The sequence below is a fragment of the Luteibacter anthropi genome (genome assembly GCF_023699965.1).
Classification (GTDB): Bacteria; Pseudomonadota; Gammaproteobacteria; order Xanthomonadales; family Rhodanobacteraceae; genus Luteibacter; species Luteibacter anthropi.
Genome location: NZ_CP077072.1, coordinates 4,710,773 through 4,732,528 on the forward strand (window position 1 = coordinate 4,710,773; position 21,756 = coordinate 4,732,528).

Consider the following 21,756-nt stretch of genomic DNA (forward strand, 5'->3'; position numbering starts at 1 on the left):
CGAGGGCACTCAGTAGAGGATGACGGAGCGGATGGCCTTGCCTTCGTGCATGAGGTCGAAGGCGCGGTTGATCTCATCCAGCCCCATCGTATACGTGATCATCGGGTCGATCTTGATCTCACCACCCATGTAGCGGTCCACGTAACCCGGCAGCTCGCTGCGCCCCTTCACCCCGCCAAAGGCCGAACCGCGCCAGATCCGGCCAGTAACCAGCTGGAACGGGCGCGCGCGGATCTCCTGCCCGGCACCCGCTACGCCGATGATGATCGACTCGCCCCAGCCCTTGTGGCAGCACTCCAGCGCCGCACGCATCACGTCCACGTTGCCGATGCACTCGAACGAATAGTCCACCCCGCCGTCGGTGAGGTCGACGATGACCTGCTGGACCGGGGTATCCGGGAAGTCACGGGGATTCACGCAATCGGTGGCGCCGAGCATCTTGGCCATCTCGAATTTCGACGGATTGGTGTCCACCACGACGATGCGGCTGGCCTTGGCCATGACCGCGCCCTGCACCACCGACAGGCCGATGCCGCCCAGGCCGAACACCGCCACGGTGGCGCCGGGCTCCACCTTGGCCGTGTTGAGCACCGCACCGATGCCCGTGGTGATGCCGCAGCCCAGCAGGCATACCTTCTCCAGCGGCGCCGCCTTGTTGATCTTCGCCAGCGAGATTTCAGGCAGCACGGTGTACTCGCTGAAGGTGCTGGTACCCATGTAATGCAGCAGCTGACGACCGCCCAGCGAGAAACGCGAGGTGCCGTCGGGCATCAGGCCCTGGCCTTGGGTGACGCGAATCTTCTGGCAGAGATTGGTCTTGCCCGAGCGGCAGAACTTGCACTCGCCGCATTCGGGCGTGTAAAGCGGAATGACGTGATCGCCCGGCTTGAGCGACGTGACGCCCTCGCCCACCTCTTCGACGATGCCGCCACCCTCGTGCCCCAGGATCACCGGGAAGGCCCCTTCCGGGTCCGTGCCGGACAGGGTGTACGCGTCGGTGTGGCACACGCCGGTGGCCACGATGCGAACCAGCACCTCGCCCGCGCGAGGCCCCTGGACGTCGATTTCCTCGATGGAGAGCGGCTTTCCTGCTTCCCAGGCAACGGCGGCGCGTGACTTCATGGTCGGGCATTCCTCATACAATGGCGATGAAAACCGGCCGCAGGCCGGTGGATCATGGATTCTAGCCAGCTCCCGCCCCGTCGATTAACGGGCCCACGGGTGAAGCATCTTTACCTGGGAGCAAAGATCGATGCGTGCATGGGACGGGATGGACGCCTTCGTGGAGGTCGTGCGCCTGGGCAGTTTCTCGGCCGCGGCCCGCAGCCTCGATCTTTCCACGGCCTATGTCAGCCGCGCCGTCAGCGCCCTGGAACAGCGGCTGGGCACCCAGCTTCTGCATCGCACGACCCGCAAGCTGCGCCTGACGGACGCCGGGCGTCTTTACTACGAGCATGCCCGGCACCTGCTTGAAGGCTTCGACGCCGCCGAGCAGGCTATCGTCGATTTCCAGGACGGCCTGCGCGGCAACCTGCGGATCAGCCTGGCCACCACCTATGGCGAACGGTACGTGGCGCCCCTGGTCAACGAGTTTCTGGTGCAGCACCCCCAGCTGGGCGTGGACATGGATTTCTCCAATCGCAACGTCGACCTCATCGAGGAAGGCTACGATCTCACGGTCCGCACCGGCCTGCTGGCCGATTCCAACCTGATTGCCCGCCGGCTGGGCGAGCGGCGCCTGTTCGTCGTGGCCTCGCCCGACTACCTGGCCGAACATCCGGCTCCGGCGACGCCCGACGAACTGGATGGGCACACCCTTCTGCTGGGCACGGCTCCCCACTGGATCTTCGCCGAGCACGGGCAGCCCCGGCAGCGGACCGTTCGCGGGCGATACCGGGCCAGTTCCGGCCAGGCCCTGCTCGATGCCGTCCAGCGGGGGCTGGGCGTCGCCCAGCTGCCCGACTTCTACGTGGAGCAGGCGCTTGCGGAGGGTGAACTGGTCTCCCTGCTTGATCCATGGCGCTACGAGCACGGCGCGGTCTGGCTGGTTTATCCGCAAAGCAGGCACTTGTCCCCCAAGGTCCGGCAGCTTGCCGACTTCCTGGTTGAACGGTTGCAAACCCCTCCGTGGCGACAAACGACCGTTTGAGTTAAACTAGGGTTAACGGATCACCCCCGTCCTGTGAACGAAAGCTCCAGGGAAGGGAGGTTCCAGATGCCAGAAACGGCATCAGATGCAAATTTCCTTGAACCTTTTGCTTACACCCGCTGTCCAACGTTTTAATACTTGGAGCCCTTGTAAACGCATAGGGTGCCCCTACTAAGGGGTCGTAGGAAAACTCGTTGGTTCAGAAATTCGGCCTATCCGCCGCATGACGAAAGCCTAACGATTCGATTGTTCACCAGATAGAACGGACCACGCCCAAAGCGACTTCCAAGAAGGAAGCCAGGGCGACAAGGGTCCTCCGCCACGCCAGAGACCGGCGACGTGGCGATCGATTCGCAACATCCGGTCCTTTATGACTGGGAGACACCAACATGAACGAACTGCGCAACGACTACGGCATCGCCACTTTCGAATACTCGGCCGGCTACCGCGCCGCCGAAGCCAGCAATGGCCTCGATCTGTTCGGCGGCGAGATGGACGGCTACGACTGGCTGAGCGAAGTCGCCAGCCGCCTGAACGGCGAAGTGCTCTAAGCCACTCGTCCGTTTCATACCGAAGAAGGCCCGCCAAAGCGGGCCTTCTTCGTCAGGACATCAGGACGCCTTGCGTGCCCTGGTCCTCGCCGCCTTTTTAGCGGCGGTTTTTCGTCCCGCCGCTCCCTTGGTTTGAGCGGCCTTTTTTGCAGCCGCCGAACGGGTGGCTGCCGTACGCTTAGACGCACTCTTTCGAGCCTGCGCCGACAGCGCCTTTTTCGATGCCGCCGATTGGCCTTCGCGCTTTAGCGCCGCCGTCGTGGCGGCCGAGCGCGTTGCAGACGTGCGCGCCGTCTTCGTGGCCGCGCGCTTTCGAGACGCGGTCTTCTTGGTGGCGGTACCCGGCGAACGCCGTTTTGACGCAGCCATATCCTCGGCTGCCTTTTTCTTCGTGGCCTTGCTGGCCGTTTTCGATGCCTTCACGTCCACCCCGGCTCGCCGCGCCTTGGACAGGCCGATGGTGATGGCCTGCTTCGCGGAACGTGCGCCATGCTTGCCCTCGCGCACATGTTCGATTTCCTCGCGTACGAATTCACCGGCCTGTGTCGAAGCGGCCTTTCCTTCGTGACGATCCTTGCGCACCCTGGCAGTGGTTTTCTTCTCGGGCATGTCATGCCTCCATCGAAAGTCATCATGGAATGCGGATGGCGAGCGCCTCGGGCGTGGCTGGGGGCGGCAGATGGCCGTCTTCCGGGTCGTCGGGATGTCGCGGGGGAGCCTGCGGTGTCGGGCCGGCCGGGTCGTCGCCGGGCGTTTCCGGAGTAACGGGAACCGGTTTCTCGTCGGGTTCCGGGGACGGCGTGCCCGGTATTTCAGGCGCAGGCGGAACGTGCATCGCGATATTGCCCTCGGTGTCGTCGACGACCGACACTGCGCGGCCACGCGTGATGCACGCGTGGGCAACGCGTCACGCCAGACCGAACACCTGGGCCACCAGCCAAAGGTTGGCCGCGGAAATCACCACGAACAGGAACCAGGCAAACCACGACACGAGCCGGGTATTGGCGAACCCCTTCATGAGGCTTCGGTCATCCGTAAAGCGGATCAGCGGATACATCGCGAAAGGCAGCTGGAGGCTCAGCACGACCTGGCTGGCCACCAGCAGCTGGCCGATGGCCTTGTCACCCAGCATCACCACGCCGATGAAGGCCGGCACGATGGCCAGCCCACGGGTGATCAGCCGGCGCTGCCAGCAAGGGATTTTCATCTGCAGGAAGCCATCCATGATGACCTGCCCTGCGATGGTTCCGGTGAAGGTCGAACTTTGTCCCGAGGCGAACAGGCCGATCGCGAATGCCGCCGCCGCGATCGTGGTACCGGCGATAGGCGTCAGTAATTCATAGGCATCGCCGATATCGGCGACGTCAGTACGCCCCGTGCTATGGAAGGCTCCGGCGGCCACGATAAGGATCGCGGCATTGATGAGGAGTGCCAGGCTGAGGGAGACGATGGTATCCAGCCGGGTCAGGCGGATCGCCGCCAGCTTGCCACCTTCGCCGGACACCGCACGGGTCTGCACCACGGAGGAATGCAGGTAGAGGTTGTGCGGCATGATCGTGGCACCGAGGATGCCGATGGCAAGGTAGAGCGGCTCCTTCGACGACAACGCGTGCAGCGAAGGCACAAAGCCCGCGGCTACCGCTGACCAGTCCGGCCCGATCAGGAACAGCTGCACCACGAAACAGATGCCGATGGTGCCCACCAGCCCGAGGATGATCGCTTCCACGCGACGGAAGCCCCTGCCCTGCAGGCCCAGCACCAGGAACGTATCCAGCGCGGTCAACGCGACACCGACCGGTAGCGACACCCCGAACAGCAGCTTGAACGCCAGGGCACTGCCCAGCACCTCCGCCAGGTCGCAGGAAATGATCGATATCTCGGCCAGCACCCACTGGACGCGCCCCAGCGCCTTCGGATAGCGCTCTGCCGACAGCTTCGCAAGATCCTTGCCGGTGGCGATGCCAAGTCGGGCGGCCAGGCATTGCAGGACGATCGCGGCCAGGCTGGAAAGCAGCACGACGAAGAGCAGGCGGTAGCCGAAACGCGAGCCGGCCTCGATGTCGGTGGCCCAGTTGCCCGGGTCCATGTAGCCGACGGATACGAGCAGGCCCGGGCCGGCGAAGCGCAGGGCTTTCTTCCACCAGGGAAGATCCGCCGGGATCACGATCGAGCCAGCCACTTCGGAGGGGCAGAACGGCGCGGTGGCCGTCTTGGGCAAGGGAAACATGACGCCATCCTAACCAAGAATCCGTGTCGCGTATGCATGCACGGGCACTTCACGGTCTGCTTATGCCCCCGCGGGTTACACCGTTCGTGCTGCGAACGACGCAGTGCCATCGAGGACACCATCGTGGACAAGAATCGCACTGAAGGCATGAAGCACGAGATCAAGGGCGCCGTGAAGGAAGCGACCGGCAAGATGACCGGCAACCACGCCAAGCAGGCGGCCGGCAACATCGAGAAAAATGCCGGCAAGGTCCAGAAGGAAGTCGGCAAGGCGGCCGACGAGGCACGCAAACACGACCGCCATCACTGACCTTTCGCGCGGGCGCCTTCGGGCGCCCGCGCCCGTTATCGCATGCACTTTCGCCACTGGTTCGACCTCACCCGCAAATCCATCCGCACGGCCACCGATGGCTTCAGCGACGATGAGCTGATGACCCGCGCGGCGGCACTCGCGTTCTATTCCGCGCTTTCTTTCGCTCCCCTGCTGGTACTGCTGCTCTGGGTGCTCGCTGCCTTGCGACCGTCCTGGCAGGGTCAGCTCGTGGAGAGCCTGACCACGGTCATCGGCGACCAGGGCGCGGGTGCCGTGCGCCTGGTCATCGACAACGCACAAAAGCGCCCGCGCCTGGGTAACGTCGTCGGCATCATCGGCGTGTGCGTCACCCTGTTCAGTGCATCGGCGGTATTCGCCCAGCTGCAGTCCACTTTGAACCGGGTGTGGAAGCTTCGCGCCAAGCCTGGCGAGGCAGTGGTGGGCTGGTTGAAGACAAGGGCCCGGGCGTTCGGACTGCTGGTAGGCGTCGCGTTCCTGCTGATCGTCTCCTTCGTCGTCAGCGGCCTGATCCAGGCCATGATCCCCAACGACACCCAGGCATGGCAGATCGCCGAGGCCGCGGTGTCATTCGCCGTTTTCGTGGTGGCATTCGGCGCGATGTACCGCATTCTTCCTGACGCGGAAATCGCATGGAAAGATGCGACAAGAGGGGGAATCCTGACGGCTGCGTTATTTACAGCGGGCAAGTACGTGATCGGCCTGTACATCGACCACGCGAGCATCGGCGGAGCCTATGGGCCGGCGGGTGCGATCGTGGTGCTGCTGACCTGGGTGTACTACGCCTCGATCATCGTCCTGCTCGGTGCCGAACTGACTCGCGGGCTGGCCGTGGCCCGCGGGGCGACCATCCGCCCCGCAGACCATGCCGAAAGCTTCGCCGATGAAACCACGACGAAGTAGTGCGGCCTCAGGAGCAACCGCGTACCAGCGCAATCAGGATGAGCACGGGAATCGGCACACCGAGAATCCACAACAGTACATAGCCGATGCCACCCTTTTGTTTCGTCGGCACCGGGGCCTGTTCGTCGTTCATCGCCTTCCCTCCTCTGGTGAATGCGACACCAAGCTCCCAAGCCGGACGTGCACCGTATGTGACAGTGGCGCCATGAGAATTTCGCAACGACATCGCCTTCGCGCCTCGTGCATTATCCGGAGCGGGGAAACCGCAGATAAGGACCACCGATGAACCGACTCCGCGCCCGCCTGCCAGCTACCAGTACGGGAAAGGCCCCGGACTGAGCCCATCATGCCTCCCCGTACCGATCCCTTTGCCTTCCTCCCCGACGATTCCGTAGCGGCGGATGAAGTACGCGCCTTTGACTGGAACAGCGTCCCGCTGGGACCGCCCGACGGCTGGCCGCCTGCGCTACGGGCCATGCTTTCCACGGTGTTTCATACTCCCCGGCCGATGTTCGTGGCCGCCGGAACCGGCCGCACGCTGTTGTTCAACGACAGCTTCCGGCCGATGCTCGGCCCCCGCCTGGGCAATGCGTCGGGCAAGACCATCACCGACCTCTGGGTAGACAGCCATCCCGATACCGCCGTGCACGTGGAGCGCGCGTTCGCCGGGCAGAGTTCCGTGCATCGCGACATGCCGCTGCGCCTCAGCCGGCACGGTTTCGCCGAGGAAACCTGGTGGACCATCTCGTACATGCCGCTGCGCGACGAGCACGGCACCATCATCGGTATCAATGGATTTGCGCACGAAACCACCCGCGCCGTACGCTCGTCGCTGGCTCTGCGCGAACTGAACACCTCGCTCGAACGCGAGGTGGACCTGCGCACCCGCGAGCGCGACCAGATCTGGGGCATCTCGCGCGACCTGTATGTCATCACCACGCGCGACGGGCACTATCGCAACGCGAATCCCGCATGGCGCGAACTGGGTTACGACACCAGCGAACTGGTCGGGCTGGCCTTCGACGAACTGGTCCATCCCGACGATGTGGATCGCGCACGCGATGCGATCACCCAGTTGTTCGAAGGCGACATCGTGGTGGACCTGGAATTGCGCGTCAGGACGAAAGACGACGAATACCGCTGGTTCGCCTGGACCTGCGTACCGGATGGCGACGTGGTCTATTGCATGGGCCGCGACACCCAGCGCCGCCGCGACATGGAAGACCAACTGCGCCATGCGCAGAAACTGGAAGCCCTGGGGCGCCTCACGGGAGGCATCGCCCACGATTTCAATAATATCCTCGGCGGCATCGGTGGTGCGATCGAAGTCGTCGGCGATCGCCTGGAAGCCGGTCGCGTGGACGGCACGCGTCGCCTGCTGGACGCCGCGGGTGGCGCGGTCAAGCGTGCAGCCGGACTCACCCATCGCCTGCTGGCGTACTCGCGTCAACAGGCCCTGTCGTTGTCCGACGTGGATACGAACGCCCTCGTCCGGGGACTCGACCTGCTGCTTCGCCCCCTGCTCGGCGAACGGCTGTCGCTCAATCTGCGCATGCAACCCGACCTGTGGCGCACCCTTTCCGACGCGAGCCAGCTGGAAAGCGCCATCCTCAACCTTGCGATCAACGCGCGCGATGCGATGCCCGGTGGCGGGACACTGACCATCCAGACCCGTAACGCACCGGCCAGCGACATCGGCAGTGGCCCCACCGACCACGTCGTCATTGCCGTGACCGACACGGGAACGGGCATGTCGCGATCGGTCATCGAGAAAGCGTTCGATCCCTTCTTCACGACCAAGGCCATCGGCCAGGGCACCGGCCTTGGCCTGTCGATGGTAGACGGTTTCGCCCGGCAGACCGGCGGCCGCGCCATCATCGACTCCACGCCCGGCGAAGGCACGACCGTCAGCCTGTGGCTGCCCCGCCATCGGGGTGCGGATGACGCCGTGCATGCGCATGTCGTGCAGACGACCCGGCGTGGCCGGGGGCAGCATGTCCTGCTGGTCGAAGACGAGCACATGCTGCGCTCGCTCTCCCGCGAAGTGCTCGAAGACGCCGGTTACAGGGTCACCGACTGTGGCAGCGGCGACGATGCGCTGGCCCTGGTGAAGACATCGGCAGCCCCTGACATTCTCGTGACCGATATCGGCCTGCCCGGCCTGGACGGCCGCCAGCTCGCGCTGGCCTCACGGCAGACGTTTCCAGAGCTGCCCGTCCTTTTCATCACCGGCTACGCCTGGGAGGCTTTCGCGGACTCCCCGCAGCTGCCCGCCAGGGCCGCCCTGCTGGGCAAGCCCTTTTCCGTGCACGCCCTGGTGGAGGCCGTCGCCGAACTGCTCGATGCCAAGACACGCTGACGCCGCGCATCCATTGCGTTGACGGACATCGCGGAGACTCATCCCATGACCACGGAGCCTGCGATGAACCGGACGCGATATTACGCACTGATCGCACTGATCGCCGCGCTGCTGGTGATCTTCATCGTCGGCGCGATCCACAAGGGCGGCCCGGCGGGTGACGTGCCCGACGAGGGCGGGCGTGCGCCATCAGGCCATTCGGCGGAGGGCGGCAACGGCTAGGCGGGCTCGGTTTCCTCGTGTCGCCCGGCTTCCACAAGACCTGCGCGGCGCATCGCCACGAGGAAGTCGGTGCCATAGCGCATCACGAAAGGTGCCACGTTACCTGGCATGAAGCCTTCGGGCAGGGCCGACGGCGTGGTGTCATGTCGCGGCTCGGTCGTCATCGGACGGACTCCCCGGGCAGCGAGATGGAAATGCGGACTTCGATCGAACGAAAAATCATGAATCGACGAACCATGGCCTTGAAGGCCCCCTTTCGGTATTCCCCCAGCCCTCCTTACTAAGCGAAAAATTCGCCTGCGTCAATCCGCCCGGGCCACCCGGGCGCTGACCAAATGCTTCGCGGCATGCGGCATTTGCGCGCAGAAGGCTGATTTTGCCGAATCGCAAAAAAACGCGGCATTAAAATGGCACCAGCGCGCTACTCCGCGCGGGAGGTTCCATCGTGCCCTACGCCCAAGTCGCCTGCGTTTCTCCTGCCGCCCCGCGGCGGCCCAACGTGTGCTGCAACGCTTCCTGCCGACATGCCTCCGCCTGCGAGGCCACCCGCGGTGGCGATACGCGCCTGCTCGACATGCGCAGTGTCGTCGAACGCGTGGGGCCGTTCTCCGAAGGCGACCGCCTGGTACAGCCGGGCGCACCGCACCGTGCGGCGTTCACCGTGCTGACCGGCTTCGCCAAGACGGTCGGCGACGGCCGCGTGCTGGCGTTCCACCTTCCCGGTGAATTGTTCGCACTGGATATCGCCCGTTCGCACACGCACGACGTCTCGGTCGTGGCGGTCGGCAAGACCTGGTTCTGCCGTTTTCCGAAAGACGCCACCGACCAGCTGAGCGACGACAACGCGGACATCGCCCAGCACCTGCGCCACCTGCGTCGCCGCGAACGCCGCTCGGCACCGCATGCGGTCGATGGCAGCGCCCTGCAGCGCGTCGGTGGTTTTCTGCTCGACCTGCTCCGCCGCCGTCGCACCATCGAAGGGCCCGGACAGTTCGTGCCCCTGCCGATGTCGCGGGAAGACATCGGCTCGTACCTGGGCATGAGTTCGGCCACCGTCACCCGCATGCTCGCAAAACTCCGCGCAGGCGGGTCTATCGCCATCCGGTCCGATGGCGTCGAGGTCATCGACGAAATAGCCCTGCTGGCCTGATTCCTTTCAGCGCGGCTTGCGCAGAGGGTCCAGCAGCCGGCGCAGGCCGTTGTGATCGAGTTCAAGCATCAACGCCAGCAACCGGCCCAGCTCGCCCGGGGGAAACCCTTCGCGGGCGAACCATGCCAGGTAATTGCCTGGCAGATCGGCGATAGCGCGTCCCTTGAACTTGCCGAACGGCATGGTCGCCGTGGCAAGCCGGGACAGATCCTGGCGGAAACGTTCTTCGTCGTCGGTCATCCGGGAGATCTTAACCGCACCACCTATTCATCGCCCGGGTCGAATCCCTCGCGCTGGATCATCATGCGCCGCGCCTCCTCGATGCCTGAGCTCAGGCCTTCCGCACAGGCGTCTTCCTCGTTCTCGTGCAACGTGGTGCAGAGCTTTTCCTTCAGCTCGTCGCCGTCCTCGCTGATCACATACTTACCGCGCCAGCGTCCGGGCCTGGCGACGTAACAACTTCCTTCGACATCGAAGTAACCAATCTTTCGGTGGGTCATGAGCGGGGCGTGCCTCCTGTGGCGATCATCGTCGGCGATCGCGGATCAAGGAGATGTGCAGCCTCAGGACAGACCCGACACCGGGCGCTTCGCGTTGGATTCGAACTCGCGCCAGATACCGTCGGCGCCTTCCACCGACACCAGTACCTGAACGTTGTTCTGCGCGCCGATCAGCTTGGATTGCTGCACGGCATACGCCAGCGCGGCCACACGGGATTCGAAGTTTTCCGTGGGCACGCCATTGACCTGCACGTGCCAGAGGCCCGCGAGATCGGGGTGAAACGCAATGTCGTAGATGACCAGGGCCATGAAACGATGGATAACCTCTGGCGGGCTTGCCGACAGCCCCAGGAGATGGGTGTCACGGCCGCAACGTCGAAGGGCCAAGGTTAGCCCTTCCTCTACGTCGCCACAATGAAAGAAGCATGCCACCCGTGTTCACGTCGGCATCACGAATATCCTAAAGCGGCGCGTCGAATGTGCCAGGGCTGTTCGCCGTAGCCGTCCATTCGGCCGTGCGTTCACGTTGTGCATCGAGCAAGCCCTGGCGCACGCCTTCGAGATCGCGATCAGTGGTGTACACCGGCGAGCCGGGCTGCTGACGCCACGATTCCGCGAGCGTTCCCGCATCCACGCCATCGAAGCCCAGTTCGTTGACCAGCTTCAGCACCTTGGCCTTCGCGTTAGGATCGTCGCCGGCCACGGGTAGCGCGATACGATCGTCTGCCGTGGACGGACGTCCATGCTTGCCAAGATGTTCGGCGTAAATGTTGTTGAACGCCTTGATCACGGGCCGCCCCAGCCGGTTGGCTACCCACTGGCTTTCCGGGGTACCGTCCTCGATGGCGTCGATGCGTCCGTCACGCTGACGCGGGTAGTAATTGCCTGTGTCCACGACAACCGTGTCCGCCGGCACACCATCGAACAGGTCGTCAGGCAGCTCCGGAACACGCGCCTGCGGAATCGTCACGATCACCACCTCGCCGCCCTGCGCGGCCTCTCTGGGGGTCACCGCCACGGCGCCGGTCTCGTTCGCGATGGCGGAAAGAGTCTGCGGACCGCGGGAATTCGCGATGAGAACGTCATGGCCCAGCTCACGAAAGCGCCGGGCAAGGGTATGGCCGATATTGCCGGCGCCGATGATGCCGATCTTCATGGGGGGAACTCCGCTTGCGGGTAAGCGTCCATCATCACCGAGGGATGTGAATGCAGGGCGAGCGACCAGTGATCGCCACCCCACTTCCTGCGGTCCACTTCGATAGACTTTGCCAATGAATCTGCCCCGCCCCGCCCTTGTCGCTTCCCTTCTCCTGTGCCTGGTCGCAGCGACGCCTGCGCTGGCCCAGACCACGCCGCCCACGGCTCCGTTGCCTGCCTCGGCAGCGAGCGCGCCCACCCTGGAGGCCGTGACGGTCAGCGGCGTACAGCCAGGCCCGGGCCTGTGGAAGGCCACCCGGGGCGACCATACCCTGCTCATCCTGGGCACCTTGTCGCCGATCCCCGGTAACGTCACCTGGAAGAGCACGCAGATCGACGATGCGCTGGCCCATTCAGGTGCGCTGATCCTGCCACCGAAAGTCGAGATCAAACCCAACGTGGGCTTCTTTGGCCGGCTCGCCCTGCTGCCTTCCCTGATTGGTGTGCGTAACGCACCCGATGGCGCCACGCTCAAGGACACCGTACCTGCCGAGGTCTACCAGAAATGGCTGACGGTGAAGGCGCGCTATATCGGCGACGACCGCAAGGTGGAACGCTACCGCCCGATCTTTGCGGTGATCGAACTCTACAAGCAGGCGATAAAGAAAACCGGCCTGCGCAAGTCCGGGGACATCACCCGTACCGTCACCGACCTGGCCACCTCGCACAACGTGAAGCAGGTGCCGGTGCAATACACCCTGCTTGTCGACGATCCACGTGCGGTGGTGAAGGAATTCAAGCGCTCGACGCTCGACGATGTGTCCTGCTTTACGCAGAGCGTCGAGAACATCGATGCCCAGCTGGCCGACATGGCCAATCGCGCCAATGCATGGTCCACGGGTGACATCGGCGGCCTGCGCGACGACCGGCGGGCAAAGCAGCTTCAGGCCTGCCTCGATGCCGTCACCGAAGGCGGCGTCGCGCAACGCGCCGGCATCGCCGACGTGCCGCGCGAAGTGCGCACGCGCTGGCTGGCCACCGTGGACGAGACCCTGGGCACCACGCCCCAGGCCGTTGCCATCGTGCCCATCGACGACCTGCTCGGCGACGACAGCTACCTCAGCGCCCTGAAGGCCAGGGGCTACACCATCGAATCCCCCGACGACGAATAACCCCGTTTTTTTGTAGGAGCGCGCCTTGCGCGCGACCGGTATGGCGAATATATCCATGATTTCGCGACAACCGGTCGCGCGCAAGGCGCGCTCCTACAGGGTTTGGTCGGGTCTGGGCATGCCTTCGCGGATCACCCGCGAAAAGTCCGCGCCATCGCCATAGGCCCTTGCCCGTTCGGTGATCCGTCCGCGCTCGCGCCACTGATCCAGCGTGAGCTTCTTGTCGAGCGCGCCGTTCTCCATGAGGTAACCCGGCAGGTAGCCAGTGAGCAGCAAACGGATATCCAGCGGCAATGCCCCGTCGATACGCTTTGCCATGCGATAGACGATGGTCGTGCAGTTCGACGTGATCGTGTTGTAGAACTTAGGCTCATCCACGAGCCCGTTCGCTGCATTCACGTACGACAGGAACAACGAACGCATCGCCTCACGTGGCATGCGCAGCGGATACAGGTAATCGTCTTCGCCCCGCACATTGGTGCGCACGGCGATGATGTCGCGTTCGTCCGCCGCGATAAGCACCAGCTCGAACTGCTTGAAGAAGCCACCGATTTCCGAGAACGCCTCGCCACGCTCCTTGCGGATCTCCATGGAGAACACGACATGCGTGCCGTCCTCGAAGCCGAAGGAAATCATGGCGTGGGCAATCGCCTTGCTCGACCAGTAAGACAGCACGGCATCGGCGGATACCAGCTTGTCGAGATCGTAGCGGCGCGTTTCCCAGCGCACGTCACGATCGTCCTCGCTGCGCCAGCGGAAATCACGCACGTTATGCAGTGTCACCTCGGAGCCACTGACTTCACCTGACAGCAGGCGGGCGACGTCGTCGGACCAGATGCGGTCGTTGGAGGGGCGGATACTGATCCACCAGACCATCAGCAGCCCCAGCGCCACGATCAGGCCCACCGCAGCCCACCACTGGCGCCAGCCGAAAGCCAGTACCAGCAGGGCCAGATATGCGAGGCTCCACAGGGCAGCGCCTCCCCAGCGGGCCACAGGTGGCCCGGGCAGCTGGTAGAACAGGGCAATGGCGCCCCAGGCGCCCGAGCAGAACAGCAGCAGCCCCGCCAGGACACCGGCGATCGTGCGCGCAATCATGTGGCGTTTCTTCATGCGGGCATGGTGAAGAAAACCCGCGGCGCGGACAAGCTGGTCAGGAGAGGCGCCTGGCCTCGCTGGCCTCGCGGATGGCTTTTTCGAGTTGGTTCGCGCTGTAGGGCTTGTGGACCAGCGGCGCGTGGTAACGCGTGGGAATATCCAGTGGCATGGCGCCCGTGGCCAGCACATAGGGAATGCCGCGCCGCTTGAGTTCGTCCAGCGCCGGATAGGCCATCACGCCCTGCAGGTCGAGATCCACCACCGCGACGTCGCAACGCTCCACGTGGGCGACGCGCAAGGCATCCTCGATGCAGGCCGCGCTCGCAGCCACGTCATAGCCAAGCCGCTCCTTGAGCAGGTCGGCCAGGGCGGAAGACAGCCCCGGATGGTCCTCGAATACGATCGCGCGCGGTACCACGGAGGTGGTGCTCATACGTTCCTCGGCCATCGGCTATACGAAAAAGGAATCCTGGCGCCAAGCTACTACCGAATTTGCATGCCGGATATATACCAACAGGCCGAGTCGGCGGGATGACACCCAGCGTACCTTCACGTATGCGAAGACGACCCTGCGCTCCGTCACGGTTCCACGATGGACGCGGGCCTTCAGACCGGCGGCGGTTCGGGGTCGACAGGAAATGCAGCGGCCACCCTGCCGCACCATGCCGCATAGGCCGGATCCTGCATGGCAGGTGCCACTGCCAGCATGTCCAGGATGGCGTCGTTGGCCGGGAAAACCGCCGCGAGCAACGGCAGAAGGCAGGTTGAATACAGGCCGGCCTGCTGCATCTCGCGCATGCGTTGCACGGCAGGCTCCTCGAATTCGTCGACGATGGGAGAACCGGCGCGACGGCCCTTGGCCAGTGCCGTGACATACATGAACTGCGCCGCCTCGTTGCCCGGCAACGCCAGTGCCAGCGCCTGCATCCACCCGTAGATGTTCCTCTCGCCATGCAGCTCTCGCCGCGCCTCGGGCGTTCGGGCCAGGGTGAGCGCCAGGGTCTGGCCCAGGGCGCTCACGTAAGGCGTCGCATGCGCCTCAGGCAGTGCGTAATGCGTAGTGCGTGGCTCGATGAGCCTCCCTGTCTGCATGGCCAGCGACGCAAGCAGCTCACCGGTGAGCGCCACCAGGGCGTCACCCGCGTCATCCGAGGCAAACCGGCGGGACGCCGTACTGAGCACGGAGTGATCGGAGAGATGTCGCAAGCGACAGATGATCTCGAAGCCATCATTCGTTTCGCCGATGTCTCCTTCCACGATGTAATCGTGGTCTTCGGCAAGTTGGGCCATTTCGTCGTCGCTCAACGACGAGCCAAACAGGACCAGGTGATGCCCCTCCGCCACCGGCAGGTTCATCGATGCCCGCAGGTCGCTGCAGAAAATCAGCTGCTCCAGCAGAAGTAACGGTAACGCACGTGACAGGCGGCCACGCTCGTCTTCCCTGCCGCTGCGCGCCTCGGCGTTCTTCTCGCCGAGCATGGCTGCCAGCGGCAGGAGCACCACACGGGGAGCACGCATGTCGCGGGCCGGCGCCGCCCAGGCCATGTCCTGCATGGCAAGCAGCCAGGGCGGCAGGTCGAGGCGCAGCAGTTCGATCCGTGGTTCGGACGTCAGTGGCTGGGGACCGGTGCGCACCAGTTCGTCAAAGGCACTGGCATACCATTGCAGACGCTCGGCATACACAGGGTGGCGCAAGGCGAACATCCGCTCCAGCAGCGCACTGCCCGCCTCCGCGTCGCCGAGTTCCAGGTAGGCCTGCAAGAGATTGAAGCCCGCGCGCGGGTCATCGCGCTTCTCGTCATACAAGGGCGCGACGAGCCCTACCGCATCGGCGATGAAACCATGCTTGCCAAGCTCGCCGCTGATGCCAAGCATGACATCGCTTTCATGTGCTGCACGATCGAGCACCTCGCGAAAGAACGACAGTGCCTCATCGTGCTTGCCGGCATCCAGGGCCCGGCGACCCAGCAGCAGCTGCGGGCGCCATGCATGCGCCATCGAGGCCAGCGTGGCGAGATAGGGCGTGACAGCCTGCTCACCCTCTTTTTCCGTCAGCTCGGCGACACGCCAGCCCAGTCCGTTGTCCTGGTTGGGGTCCAGCGCCAGCGCGCGGTCAAGCGTGGTCATGGCCGCACGATGATCGCCAAGCTCCGAGATCACCTTGGCCTGGTTGGTCAGCAGGATGCCGGTTTCGCCACAGCGGGCTATGGCCGCCTGCAACGTGGACTGCGCCTCCTCGAAACGACCGCGCTTCATCTGCACGATGGAACGCAACACATGGCCGCGTTCCACCATGGGATCGATATCAGCCAGACGGACGCTGGCGTCATCGATGGCATCGTAGAGTTGCTCGCGAACACCATCCATGACGAGCTCATAAAGCCGACCTGCATCGCTCCATGCACTCTTCACGTTGGGCAACAGGACATCGTCACGCCATTTCGCCAGCGGGATTTCAAGCGAGCGCCCGTAGACATCGACGAAATGCACCGAACGCGACTCGTCCAGCACGGGCACGGCATGTTTTTTCCTGCGCTTCCTCAACCATCCGAACATGCAACGCTCCTCCAGCGGATCGGGGACTCTAACCCGTTCCCGATCCGCCGTCGAAGGCCGGCGTCACGAATTGTCAGCGTCCCTGCCGTTTACGCTTGGATTCCATGGCCTGCTTGCCCATGCTGCCGAACTGCCGGCTGCGTTCGCGCTTTTCCCGCACACTGCGGCCGGCTTCCGCGATCTCCCGCTGCAACTTGCGATAGCTGGCGAAACGACGTTCATCGAGCACGCCGTCGTGCAAGGCCCTGGTGACGGCGCAACCCGCGTCAGCTTCGTGCTGGCAATCGCGGAACCGGCAGTCCATGGCCAGTGCCTCGATATCCGCGAAGACCGCCTCCAGCGCCTGTGCATCGCTCGTGAGTTTCAGTTCGCGCATGCCGGGCGTATCGATGACCCACGCACCGCCGCTGGCTGCGAACATTTCACGGGCCGTCGTCGTGTGCCGCCCACGGGCATCGTCCTCGCGGATACCTCCCGTGAGCTGCACGTCGCCGACCAGGGCATTGGTGAGGGTCGACTTGCCAACACCCGACGAACCCACGAAAGCCACCGTGCAACCGGGCACGAGCCAGGGGGAGAGGCTCTGCGTCACGTCAGTACCTGTTGCATCGAGCGGGACCACGCCGGCAGCAGGCGCCAGGGCTCTCACCTGCCCCACATATGATCCGACGTCGGGGCAAAGGTCCGCCTTGGTCAGCACCACCACCGGCTGGGCACCGGCATCGAAAGCCAGGGCCAGATAACGCTCAAGGCGTGATGCATTGAAATCCGCATTGCACGAAGTCACCACGAACAAGGTATCCACGTTGGCGGCAATCGCCTGGCGACGGTGGTCATCACCTGCGGCGCCGCGCTCGATGAGACTGTGTCTAGGCAACAGGCGCAACACACGATCGGCATCATTCTCCAGAAACACCCAGTCGCCGACGGCCAGCGAGGCCTCCGCGTGGATGGACGGTGGTACCACGGCGGGAATCGCCCCCCGAGAAGACAACGTAACGACACCGCTGCGATGCACGGCAACGATACGGGCGGGAAATCCGCTTTCGAAATCCTCGACGGTCAGCGTACGGGCGAAGTCGGACCGCCAGCCGAGCTGGTCGAGGGAATATCCATGGAATGGCATGCGTGTAACCCTGGGCAGGAAGATACGACGGATTCCGGAAGGAAACCGCGGCATGAGGCCTGGGTGCGACGCGAAACTGCGGGAGAGCCGGTCAATGGACCGGCGGAAAAATCAGGAACGCGTCGACCCGGCGTAGGCAGGGATGTGAACAATCATCGTTCGATACCTCGCAACAGGGTGGACGGGAAGCAAAGGTTAGCCGCGCCCTACGGCCCTTGCAAGCACTGCATCACCACAGGTCGGCATCGCGCAGGGCACGCTCCACGCGGCGACGGGCGATATCCATCAGCTTGCCGCGGGCGTAGAAGCGCCATGCCAGCCAGGTGAGCAGCTTGTCTTTCCACTTGTTGGTACCCGCGCGATACAGGGCCTGGAGACGATTCCGCAGGGGCTTTTGCAGGCTCGCCGGATCGAAGGCTCCCTTGGGCCACGTCGGCAGCGGGTCCTGGCGCGCAGCGGGATCGCAGGCTTCGATCAACGGAATGACGGGAGCATAAAGCGCTCCGTCGCGCTCCCGGAGAAAACAATGCATGTCCGGATCGGTCGCCCACGCCGCAACAATCGGATTGGTGACAGGCACCAGGAAATGCTCGGACAAGAAACGTTGCGCATTGCGCCGGCCGAGCAGGAAGTCGTGCTTCCGGTACGCTTCGCTGAAAAAGCCGGAGAATCCGCCCAGGGCACCGGCGGCGATGGCACGGCTGCCCACGCGCGGCGATCCATCGCGTGGCGAGGGCCGGGTGGGCGCGATGAGGAAGCGGCTGTAAACCGTGTCATCCATCGCCAGTGCCACTTCTTCCGGCTTGAAGCGTGCCTGCTGCTTCCACGAGGTAAACAGCGCGGCCATCGACTCCACCACGTTGATCTCGTCGGCGTGCTCGGGGCCCAGGTCGTCCGGCTCGGGAAACGGATCGATCATCACCACGATGCGATTGACTTCATCGCCCCGTCGCGGGTTCCGGCCCAGCGCCCCGGCGAGCTCCACGCGCGCCAGCTCGAAAGGCTCGTTGTCCATCGCGCCACCATCCACGGCGACAAAACGATAGGTCGCGCCCTGCCCCGGCAAACGCGTGGCATCGGGAAGGATGGGCACCATCGACACACGCCCGTTCACATCCGGCACCATCACGGCGCGCTGCATGTAGTCGCTCCAGCGACGCTCGATGCCCCGGTAACGCAACCCGGCGGGAAAGGCCGACGAGGCCAGCGATGCGCGCAGGATGGCCTTCCACGAGCGATCCGGGAGCTGCTTGGGATGCGCCACGTAGAGATCGTCCGGATACTCCCAGGTCCGTTCGTAGATGCCCTGCCCCGTATTCACCGCGAAGCGCAGGTAGTCCGAGTGCGCCACCATGCTGTGCGCCTGCTGCGACTTGCTCCCCGCGAACGGTACGCGGTAGGGCATGCCACGCAGGTTGGTGACGGTAAAAATGCATTTGAGCGGACTGGCAATGTAGGGGCGCGCCATGGCTGGCCCCTCGAAGGCAAGTACATGCTCCGCGATGCGGTCGATACAACGTGAATCCAGCAACGACACGATGGGCTGCGTCGGGTCGTCGAGATCCCCCGTTCCCAGCAGCCAGCTGATGTCGATACGTCGTACCCAGGTATCGTAGAAAGGGTTGGCTCCACCACCTTGCGTATCCGATGCATGGACATGCGCAAACGCATAAGGCAGCGCCACGGCTGAAATGAGCCCGTTGACGCTGCCGGCCGAGGCACCCGAGATGACACGAAGCAGCACGTCGTGCGCGGGTACCTTTTCCCCGCGTTCACGGGCCGCGTACCAGCGCTCAAGCGCCTCGTAGAGGAAGTCGAGCACGCCGGCGGCATAGGCGCCTCCGGATACGGCGCCTGCAAGGGCAAGCCCCAGTTCGAACGTTGCCGGGCGGCAAGGCGGCGACCGGTCGGGTCGGGCAAGGGGTAATTCGGTCTCGGCCATGCCGTATTCCGCCACGAAGAGGCGGAGGGACATACCATGCGAGAACGTGACTGCCATGAAGCCCGGCGGCGTTCAGATGGTGCATCCCTCCGGCAATCCCTCGTTATTACGGGCTTTTACCCGCCTGTTCGACAGAAAGACCAGCCGCATGCCTCGGTTGCCGGTTTTAGGAAAAAACCGGGTTGCATCACGCATTTATGCCGATTACGCGCATACGTGATACGAGATGCCGCTCAGTGAGTCATCCACTGCGCCACGAACGCAAGGGCGGCCGGCAACGCCTGCACATAAAGAATGCGGCGATTCGCCGTCAGAGCTCCCCACAAGCCGGCCACGATGACGCAGCCCAGCCCATAAAAAACAAAGGCCGTGGCAAACGGTTCGCGAAGGACCAGACCCAGCACCAGTGCTACGACGAGAAAGCCGTTGTACAAGCCCTGGTTCGAAGCCAGCGCCTTGGTGTCGCGCGCGAAATCCGCGCTGATGCCGAAGACCCTGGGACCCCGTGAACGCCACAGCACCATTTCGAGCAACACGATGTAGAGGTGGATCAGGATCACCAGCACGGTGAGTACGGTGGCGGCCAGGGCCATGGAGCTTCCTTGTAGGACGGGGTCGGTGGCAAAGCATAACGGCAATGGCTATCGACGGGAGGGCGCGGAAAACACCCTCGGCATGATGGATCACCGAGCAGGTCCCCCTCATCAACGGTGGCTATACCACCAGGCAGGCGGCATCATCGCGGCGTTGCCATCACATGGAATACCGCATGGAACACGCCCTGCCTCCCCTGGCCGTACCGGAAACGCCGGACCGCATCCTGCGGTTCTGGCGTGCGGCCGGCTACGAATACTGGTTTGCGAAAGACGACAATTTCGATCGCGTCTTCCGGGGTCATTTCCTGGGCGCACACCTCGCCGCGGCACGCCGCGAACTGGATCACTGGATGGATACGGCGGACGGCTGCCTCGCCCTGCTGATCCTGCTCGATCAGTTCCCGCGCAATGCCCTGCGCGGCTGCGGCCACATGTACGCCACCGATCCGCTCGCGCGCTTCGTCGCACGGCACACACTGGAACATGGCTTCGACAAGGCACACGATCACGACATGCGATCGTTCTGCTACCTGCCTTTCGAACACTCCGAAAACATGGCCGACCAGGACCTGTCGGTCGCACTGTTCACGGCGCTCGGCGAACCGTTCCTTCCCTATGCCATCGAGCATCGGAAAATCATCGAGGCATTCGGCCGCTTCCCGCACCGTAACGAGCAGCTGGGCCGCATCACCACGCCGGAAGAGCAGGCCTTCCTCGACAACGGCGGATTCTCCGGCTGACGCCCAAGGGTGCTCAGTACCTGGAACCGTAAGACGCGAGTCCGGGCCAAGAGCGCCCAAGACGGCGCCAAGCGTTTCCGATGGTTTCGCGGCATGCTGAAAGCCTTCCAACGAAGGATTCTCCCGACATGAGCGAAACCATCAGCTGGGCCGATTTCGAGAAAGTGCAGCTCGTCGCCGGCACCGTCGTGCGCGCGGAAGCCTTTCCCGAGGCCCGCCGCCCCGCCTACCGGATATGGGTGGACTTCGGCCCCCACGGCGAACGCAAGACCAGCGCCCAGGTCACCGGCGTGTACGCCCCGGAAGACCTCGTCGGCAGGCAGATCATCGGGGTGATCAATTTCCCCGAGAAACAGATCGGTCCCCTGCTGTCGCAGTTCCTGCTCACCGGCTTCCATACCGACGAGGGCGTGGTGATCGCCACGGTGGAGCGCCCCGTGCCGAACGGCTCGCGCCTGGCTTGATCCCGTCCGGCGAGGTCACCTTCACGAACGGCGGCTAAACCGCAACCTCCCGATGGTCAACGCATCGCCCGGGGGCCGCGTTCGCCGCCTCGTGACCCTCCATGAACGCCATGGCGGGTCCGTCGGACCATCTCCCGGCCCGGCGCCCACCACCTATCAGAGGGAACCACCATGAACCTGACGTCCCGCTTCGCCCCCCTGGGCCTCGCCCTGGCTTTTGCGCTCTCCGCGGGCGCCAGCGCCGCCCAGGACGCCACCCCCGTTCCGGGCCATCCGCGCGTCAACGAAGTGAACCAGCGCCTGGACAACCAGCAGCAGCGCATCGCCAACGGCGAGGCGAACGGCACGATGAACGGCGCCCAGGCGGCGCGCGACGAGAAGCAGGACGCCAACATCGCCCAGCGCGAAAGCCGCGATGAAGCGAAGAACGGTGGACACCTGACGAAGAAGGAACAGGGCAACCTCAACAAGTCGCTCAACCACGACAGCCGCCGTATCCATCGGCAGAAGACGAAGTGAGGTACCGATGCTGCC

Annotated in this window: 28 protein-coding genes; 12 read left to right on the plus strand and 16 right to left on the minus strand. The window is 64.2% G+C overall.

Features of this window, described 5'->3' with window-relative positions:
* Window positions 1-9: 9 nt before the first annotated feature.
* Window positions 10-1,122 (minus strand): S-(hydroxymethyl)glutathione dehydrogenase/class III alcohol dehydrogenase, encoded by a 1,113-nt coding sequence (locus tag KR767_RS20100; RefSeq protein WP_250877560.1) that lies wholly within the window; start codon window positions 1,120-1,122, stop codon window positions 10-12.
* Between the two features lie 130 nt (window positions 1,123-1,252).
* Between KR767_RS20100 and KR767_RS20105 the strand changes: the two genes are divergently transcribed.
* Window positions 1,253-2,149, plus strand: a complete 897-nt coding sequence (locus KR767_RS20105; RefSeq protein WP_250877561.1) for a LysR family transcriptional regulator — start codon at window positions 1,253-1,255, stop codon at window positions 2,147-2,149.
* Window positions 2,150-2,538: 389 nt separating this feature from the next.
* On the plus strand, window positions 2,539-2,700 hold the full coding sequence (locus tag KR767_RS20110; protein ID WP_166948682.1) for a hypothetical protein: 162 nt from the start codon (window positions 2,539-2,541) through the stop codon (window positions 2,698-2,700).
* 60 nt (window positions 2,701-2,760) lie between these two features.
* On the opposite strand, the gene KR767_RS20115 is transcribed toward KR767_RS20110, so the two are convergent.
* From KR767_RS20115 to KR767_RS20125, 3 genes are read right to left on the minus strand one after another with little or no spacing between them, the layout of a single operon-like run.
* Window positions 2,761-3,309 (minus strand): DNA-binding protein, encoded by a 549-nt coding sequence (locus KR767_RS20115; protein ID WP_250877562.1) that lies wholly within the window; start codon window positions 3,307-3,309, stop codon window positions 2,761-2,763.
* A 22-nt stretch (window positions 3,310-3,331) separates the two neighbouring features.
* Window positions 3,332-3,571, minus strand: a complete 240-nt coding sequence (locus tag KR767_RS20120; RefSeq protein WP_250877563.1) for a hypothetical protein — start codon at window positions 3,569-3,571, stop codon at window positions 3,332-3,334.
* Between the two features lie 36 nt (window positions 3,572-3,607).
* The gene (locus KR767_RS20125) at window positions 3,608-4,927 is read right to left on the minus strand and encodes an Nramp family divalent metal transporter (protein ID WP_250877564.1); all 1,320 of its coding nucleotides are present in this window, start codon (window positions 4,925-4,927) and stop codon (window positions 3,608-3,610) included.
* 123 nt (window positions 4,928-5,050) lie between these two features.
* On the opposite strand from KR767_RS20125, the gene KR767_RS20130 reads away from it, so the two are divergent.
* Window positions 5,051-5,236 (plus strand): CsbD family protein, encoded by a 186-nt coding sequence (locus tag KR767_RS20130; RefSeq protein WP_166948674.1) that lies wholly within the window; start codon window positions 5,051-5,053, stop codon window positions 5,234-5,236.
* A 42-nt stretch (window positions 5,237-5,278) separates the two neighbouring features.
* On the plus strand, window positions 5,279-6,160 hold the full coding sequence (locus KR767_RS20135) for a YihY/virulence factor BrkB family protein (RefSeq protein ID WP_250877565.1): 882 nt from the start codon (window positions 5,279-5,281) through the stop codon (window positions 6,158-6,160).
* Between the two features lie 7 nt (window positions 6,161-6,167).
* On the opposite strand, the gene KR767_RS21375 is transcribed toward KR767_RS20135, so the two are convergent.
* Window positions 6,168-6,293, minus strand: a complete 126-nt coding sequence (locus KR767_RS21375; RefSeq protein ID WP_279588204.1) for a hypothetical protein — start codon at window positions 6,291-6,293, stop codon at window positions 6,168-6,170.
* 213 nt (window positions 6,294-6,506) lie between these two features.
* Here KR767_RS21375 and KR767_RS20140 point away from each other — a divergent pair, with 213 nt between their 5' ends.
* Window positions 6,507-8,519 (plus strand): hybrid sensor histidine kinase/response regulator, encoded by a 2,013-nt coding sequence (locus KR767_RS20140; protein ID WP_250877566.1) that lies wholly within the window; start codon window positions 6,507-6,509, stop codon window positions 8,517-8,519.
* Window positions 8,520-8,582: 63 nt separating this feature from the next.
* Window positions 8,583-8,741 (plus strand): hypothetical protein, encoded by a 159-nt coding sequence (locus tag KR767_RS20145; RefSeq protein WP_166948662.1) that lies wholly within the window; start codon window positions 8,583-8,585, stop codon window positions 8,739-8,741.
* Here KR767_RS20145 and KR767_RS20150 read toward each other — a convergent pair.
* Complete coding sequence (locus KR767_RS20150; RefSeq protein WP_166948660.1) at window positions 8,738-8,905, minus strand: hypothetical protein; 168 nt, start codon at window positions 8,903-8,905, stop codon at window positions 8,738-8,740. The two genes, KR767_RS20145 and KR767_RS20150, sit on opposite strands and share 4 nt — an antisense overlap.
* 281 nt (window positions 8,906-9,186) lie before the next feature.
* Between KR767_RS20150 and KR767_RS20155 the strand changes: the two genes are divergently transcribed.
* Entirely contained in the window at window positions 9,187-9,891 is a 705-nt protein-coding gene (locus KR767_RS20155) for a Crp/Fnr family transcriptional regulator (protein ID WP_250877567.1), read from the plus strand.
* A gap of 6 nt (window positions 9,892-9,897) precedes the next feature.
* Here the strand turns inward: KR767_RS20155 and KR767_RS20160 are convergent, their stop codons facing one another.
* From KR767_RS20160 to KR767_RS20175, 4 genes are all read right to left on the minus strand, one after another.
* Complete coding sequence (locus tag KR767_RS20160) at window positions 9,898-10,131, minus strand: DUF3820 family protein (protein WP_166948656.1); 234 nt, start codon at window positions 10,129-10,131, stop codon at window positions 9,898-9,900.
* Window positions 10,132-10,154: 23 nt separating this feature from the next.
* Entirely contained in the window at window positions 10,155-10,391 is a 237-nt protein-coding gene (locus KR767_RS20165; protein WP_166948655.1) for a hypothetical protein, read from the minus strand.
* A gap of 63 nt (window positions 10,392-10,454) precedes the next feature.
* A complete protein-coding gene (locus KR767_RS20170) occupies window positions 10,455-10,778 on the minus strand; it encodes a DUF2188 domain-containing protein (protein WP_166948654.1) in 324 nt (107 codons plus the stop codon).
* 73 nt (window positions 10,779-10,851) lie between these two features.
* Window positions 10,852-11,547, minus strand: a complete 696-nt coding sequence (locus KR767_RS20175) for an NADPH-dependent F420 reductase (RefSeq protein ID WP_250877568.1) — start codon at window positions 11,545-11,547, stop codon at window positions 10,852-10,854.
* Between the two features lie 115 nt (window positions 11,548-11,662).
* Here KR767_RS20175 and KR767_RS20180 point away from each other — a divergent pair, with 115 nt between their 5' ends.
* Complete coding sequence (locus KR767_RS20180) at window positions 11,663-12,700, plus strand: TraB/GumN family protein (protein ID WP_166948652.1); 1,038 nt, start codon at window positions 11,663-11,665, stop codon at window positions 12,698-12,700.
* Window positions 12,701-12,793: 93 nt separating this feature from the next.
* On the opposite strand, the gene KR767_RS20185 is transcribed toward KR767_RS20180, so the two are convergent.
* From KR767_RS20185 to KR767_RS20205, 5 genes are all read right to left on the minus strand, one after another.
* Complete coding sequence (locus KR767_RS20185; RefSeq protein ID WP_166948651.1) at window positions 12,794-13,798, minus strand: Lnb N-terminal periplasmic domain-containing protein; 1,005 nt, start codon at window positions 13,796-13,798, stop codon at window positions 12,794-12,796.
* Window positions 13,799-13,853: 55 nt separating this feature from the next.
* A complete protein-coding gene (locus KR767_RS20190) occupies window positions 13,854-14,231 on the minus strand; it encodes a response regulator (RefSeq protein ID WP_166948650.1) in 378 nt (125 codons plus the stop codon).
* A 173-nt stretch (window positions 14,232-14,404) separates the two neighbouring features.
* Entirely contained in the window at window positions 14,405-16,354 is a 1,950-nt protein-coding gene (locus KR767_RS20195) for a tetratricopeptide repeat protein (protein WP_250877569.1), read from the minus strand.
* 73 nt (window positions 16,355-16,427) lie between these two features.
* The gene (gene rsgA, locus KR767_RS20200) at window positions 16,428-17,480 is read right to left on the minus strand and encodes a ribosome small subunit-dependent GTPase A (protein ID WP_250877570.1); all 1,053 of its coding nucleotides are present in this window, start codon (window positions 17,478-17,480) and stop codon (window positions 16,428-16,430) included.
* Between the two features lie 229 nt (window positions 17,481-17,709).
* Window positions 17,710-19,455 carry a patatin-like phospholipase family protein gene (locus KR767_RS20205; RefSeq protein ID WP_250877571.1) on the minus strand — a complete coding sequence of 582 codons (1,746 nt, stop codon included), beginning with the start codon at window positions 19,453-19,455 and terminating at the stop codon, window positions 17,710-17,712.
* A gap of 22 nt (window positions 19,456-19,477) precedes the next feature.
* Between KR767_RS20205 and KR767_RS20210 the strand changes: the two genes are divergently transcribed.
* Window positions 19,478-19,642, plus strand: coding sequence for a hypothetical protein (locus tag KR767_RS20210; protein WP_250877572.1), 165 nt, complete (start codon window positions 19,478-19,480; stop codon window positions 19,640-19,642).
* Window positions 19,643-19,655: 13 nt separating this feature from the next.
* Here the strand turns inward: KR767_RS20210 and KR767_RS20215 are convergent, their stop codons facing one another.
* Entirely contained in the window at window positions 19,656-20,015 is a 360-nt protein-coding gene (locus KR767_RS20215; RefSeq protein WP_166948643.1) for a DUF1304 domain-containing protein, read from the minus strand.
* 176 nt (window positions 20,016-20,191) lie between these two features.
* On the opposite strand from KR767_RS20215, the gene KR767_RS20220 reads away from it, so the two are divergent.
* From KR767_RS20220 to KR767_RS20230, 3 genes are all read left to right on the plus strand, one after another.
* Window positions 20,192-20,758 carry a DUF924 family protein gene (locus tag KR767_RS20220; protein ID WP_250877573.1) on the plus strand — a complete coding sequence of 189 codons (567 nt, stop codon included), beginning with the start codon at window positions 20,192-20,194 and terminating at the stop codon, window positions 20,756-20,758.
* Between the two features lie 128 nt (window positions 20,759-20,886).
* Complete coding sequence (locus KR767_RS20225) at window positions 20,887-21,222, plus strand: tRNA-binding protein (protein ID WP_166948641.1); 336 nt, start codon at window positions 20,887-20,889, stop codon at window positions 21,220-21,222.
* Window positions 21,223-21,393: 171 nt separating this feature from the next.
* Window positions 21,394-21,741 (plus strand): hypothetical protein, encoded by a 348-nt coding sequence (locus tag KR767_RS20230; RefSeq protein ID WP_250877574.1) that lies wholly within the window; start codon window positions 21,394-21,396, stop codon window positions 21,739-21,741.
* Window positions 21,742-21,756 lie beyond the last annotated feature (15 nt).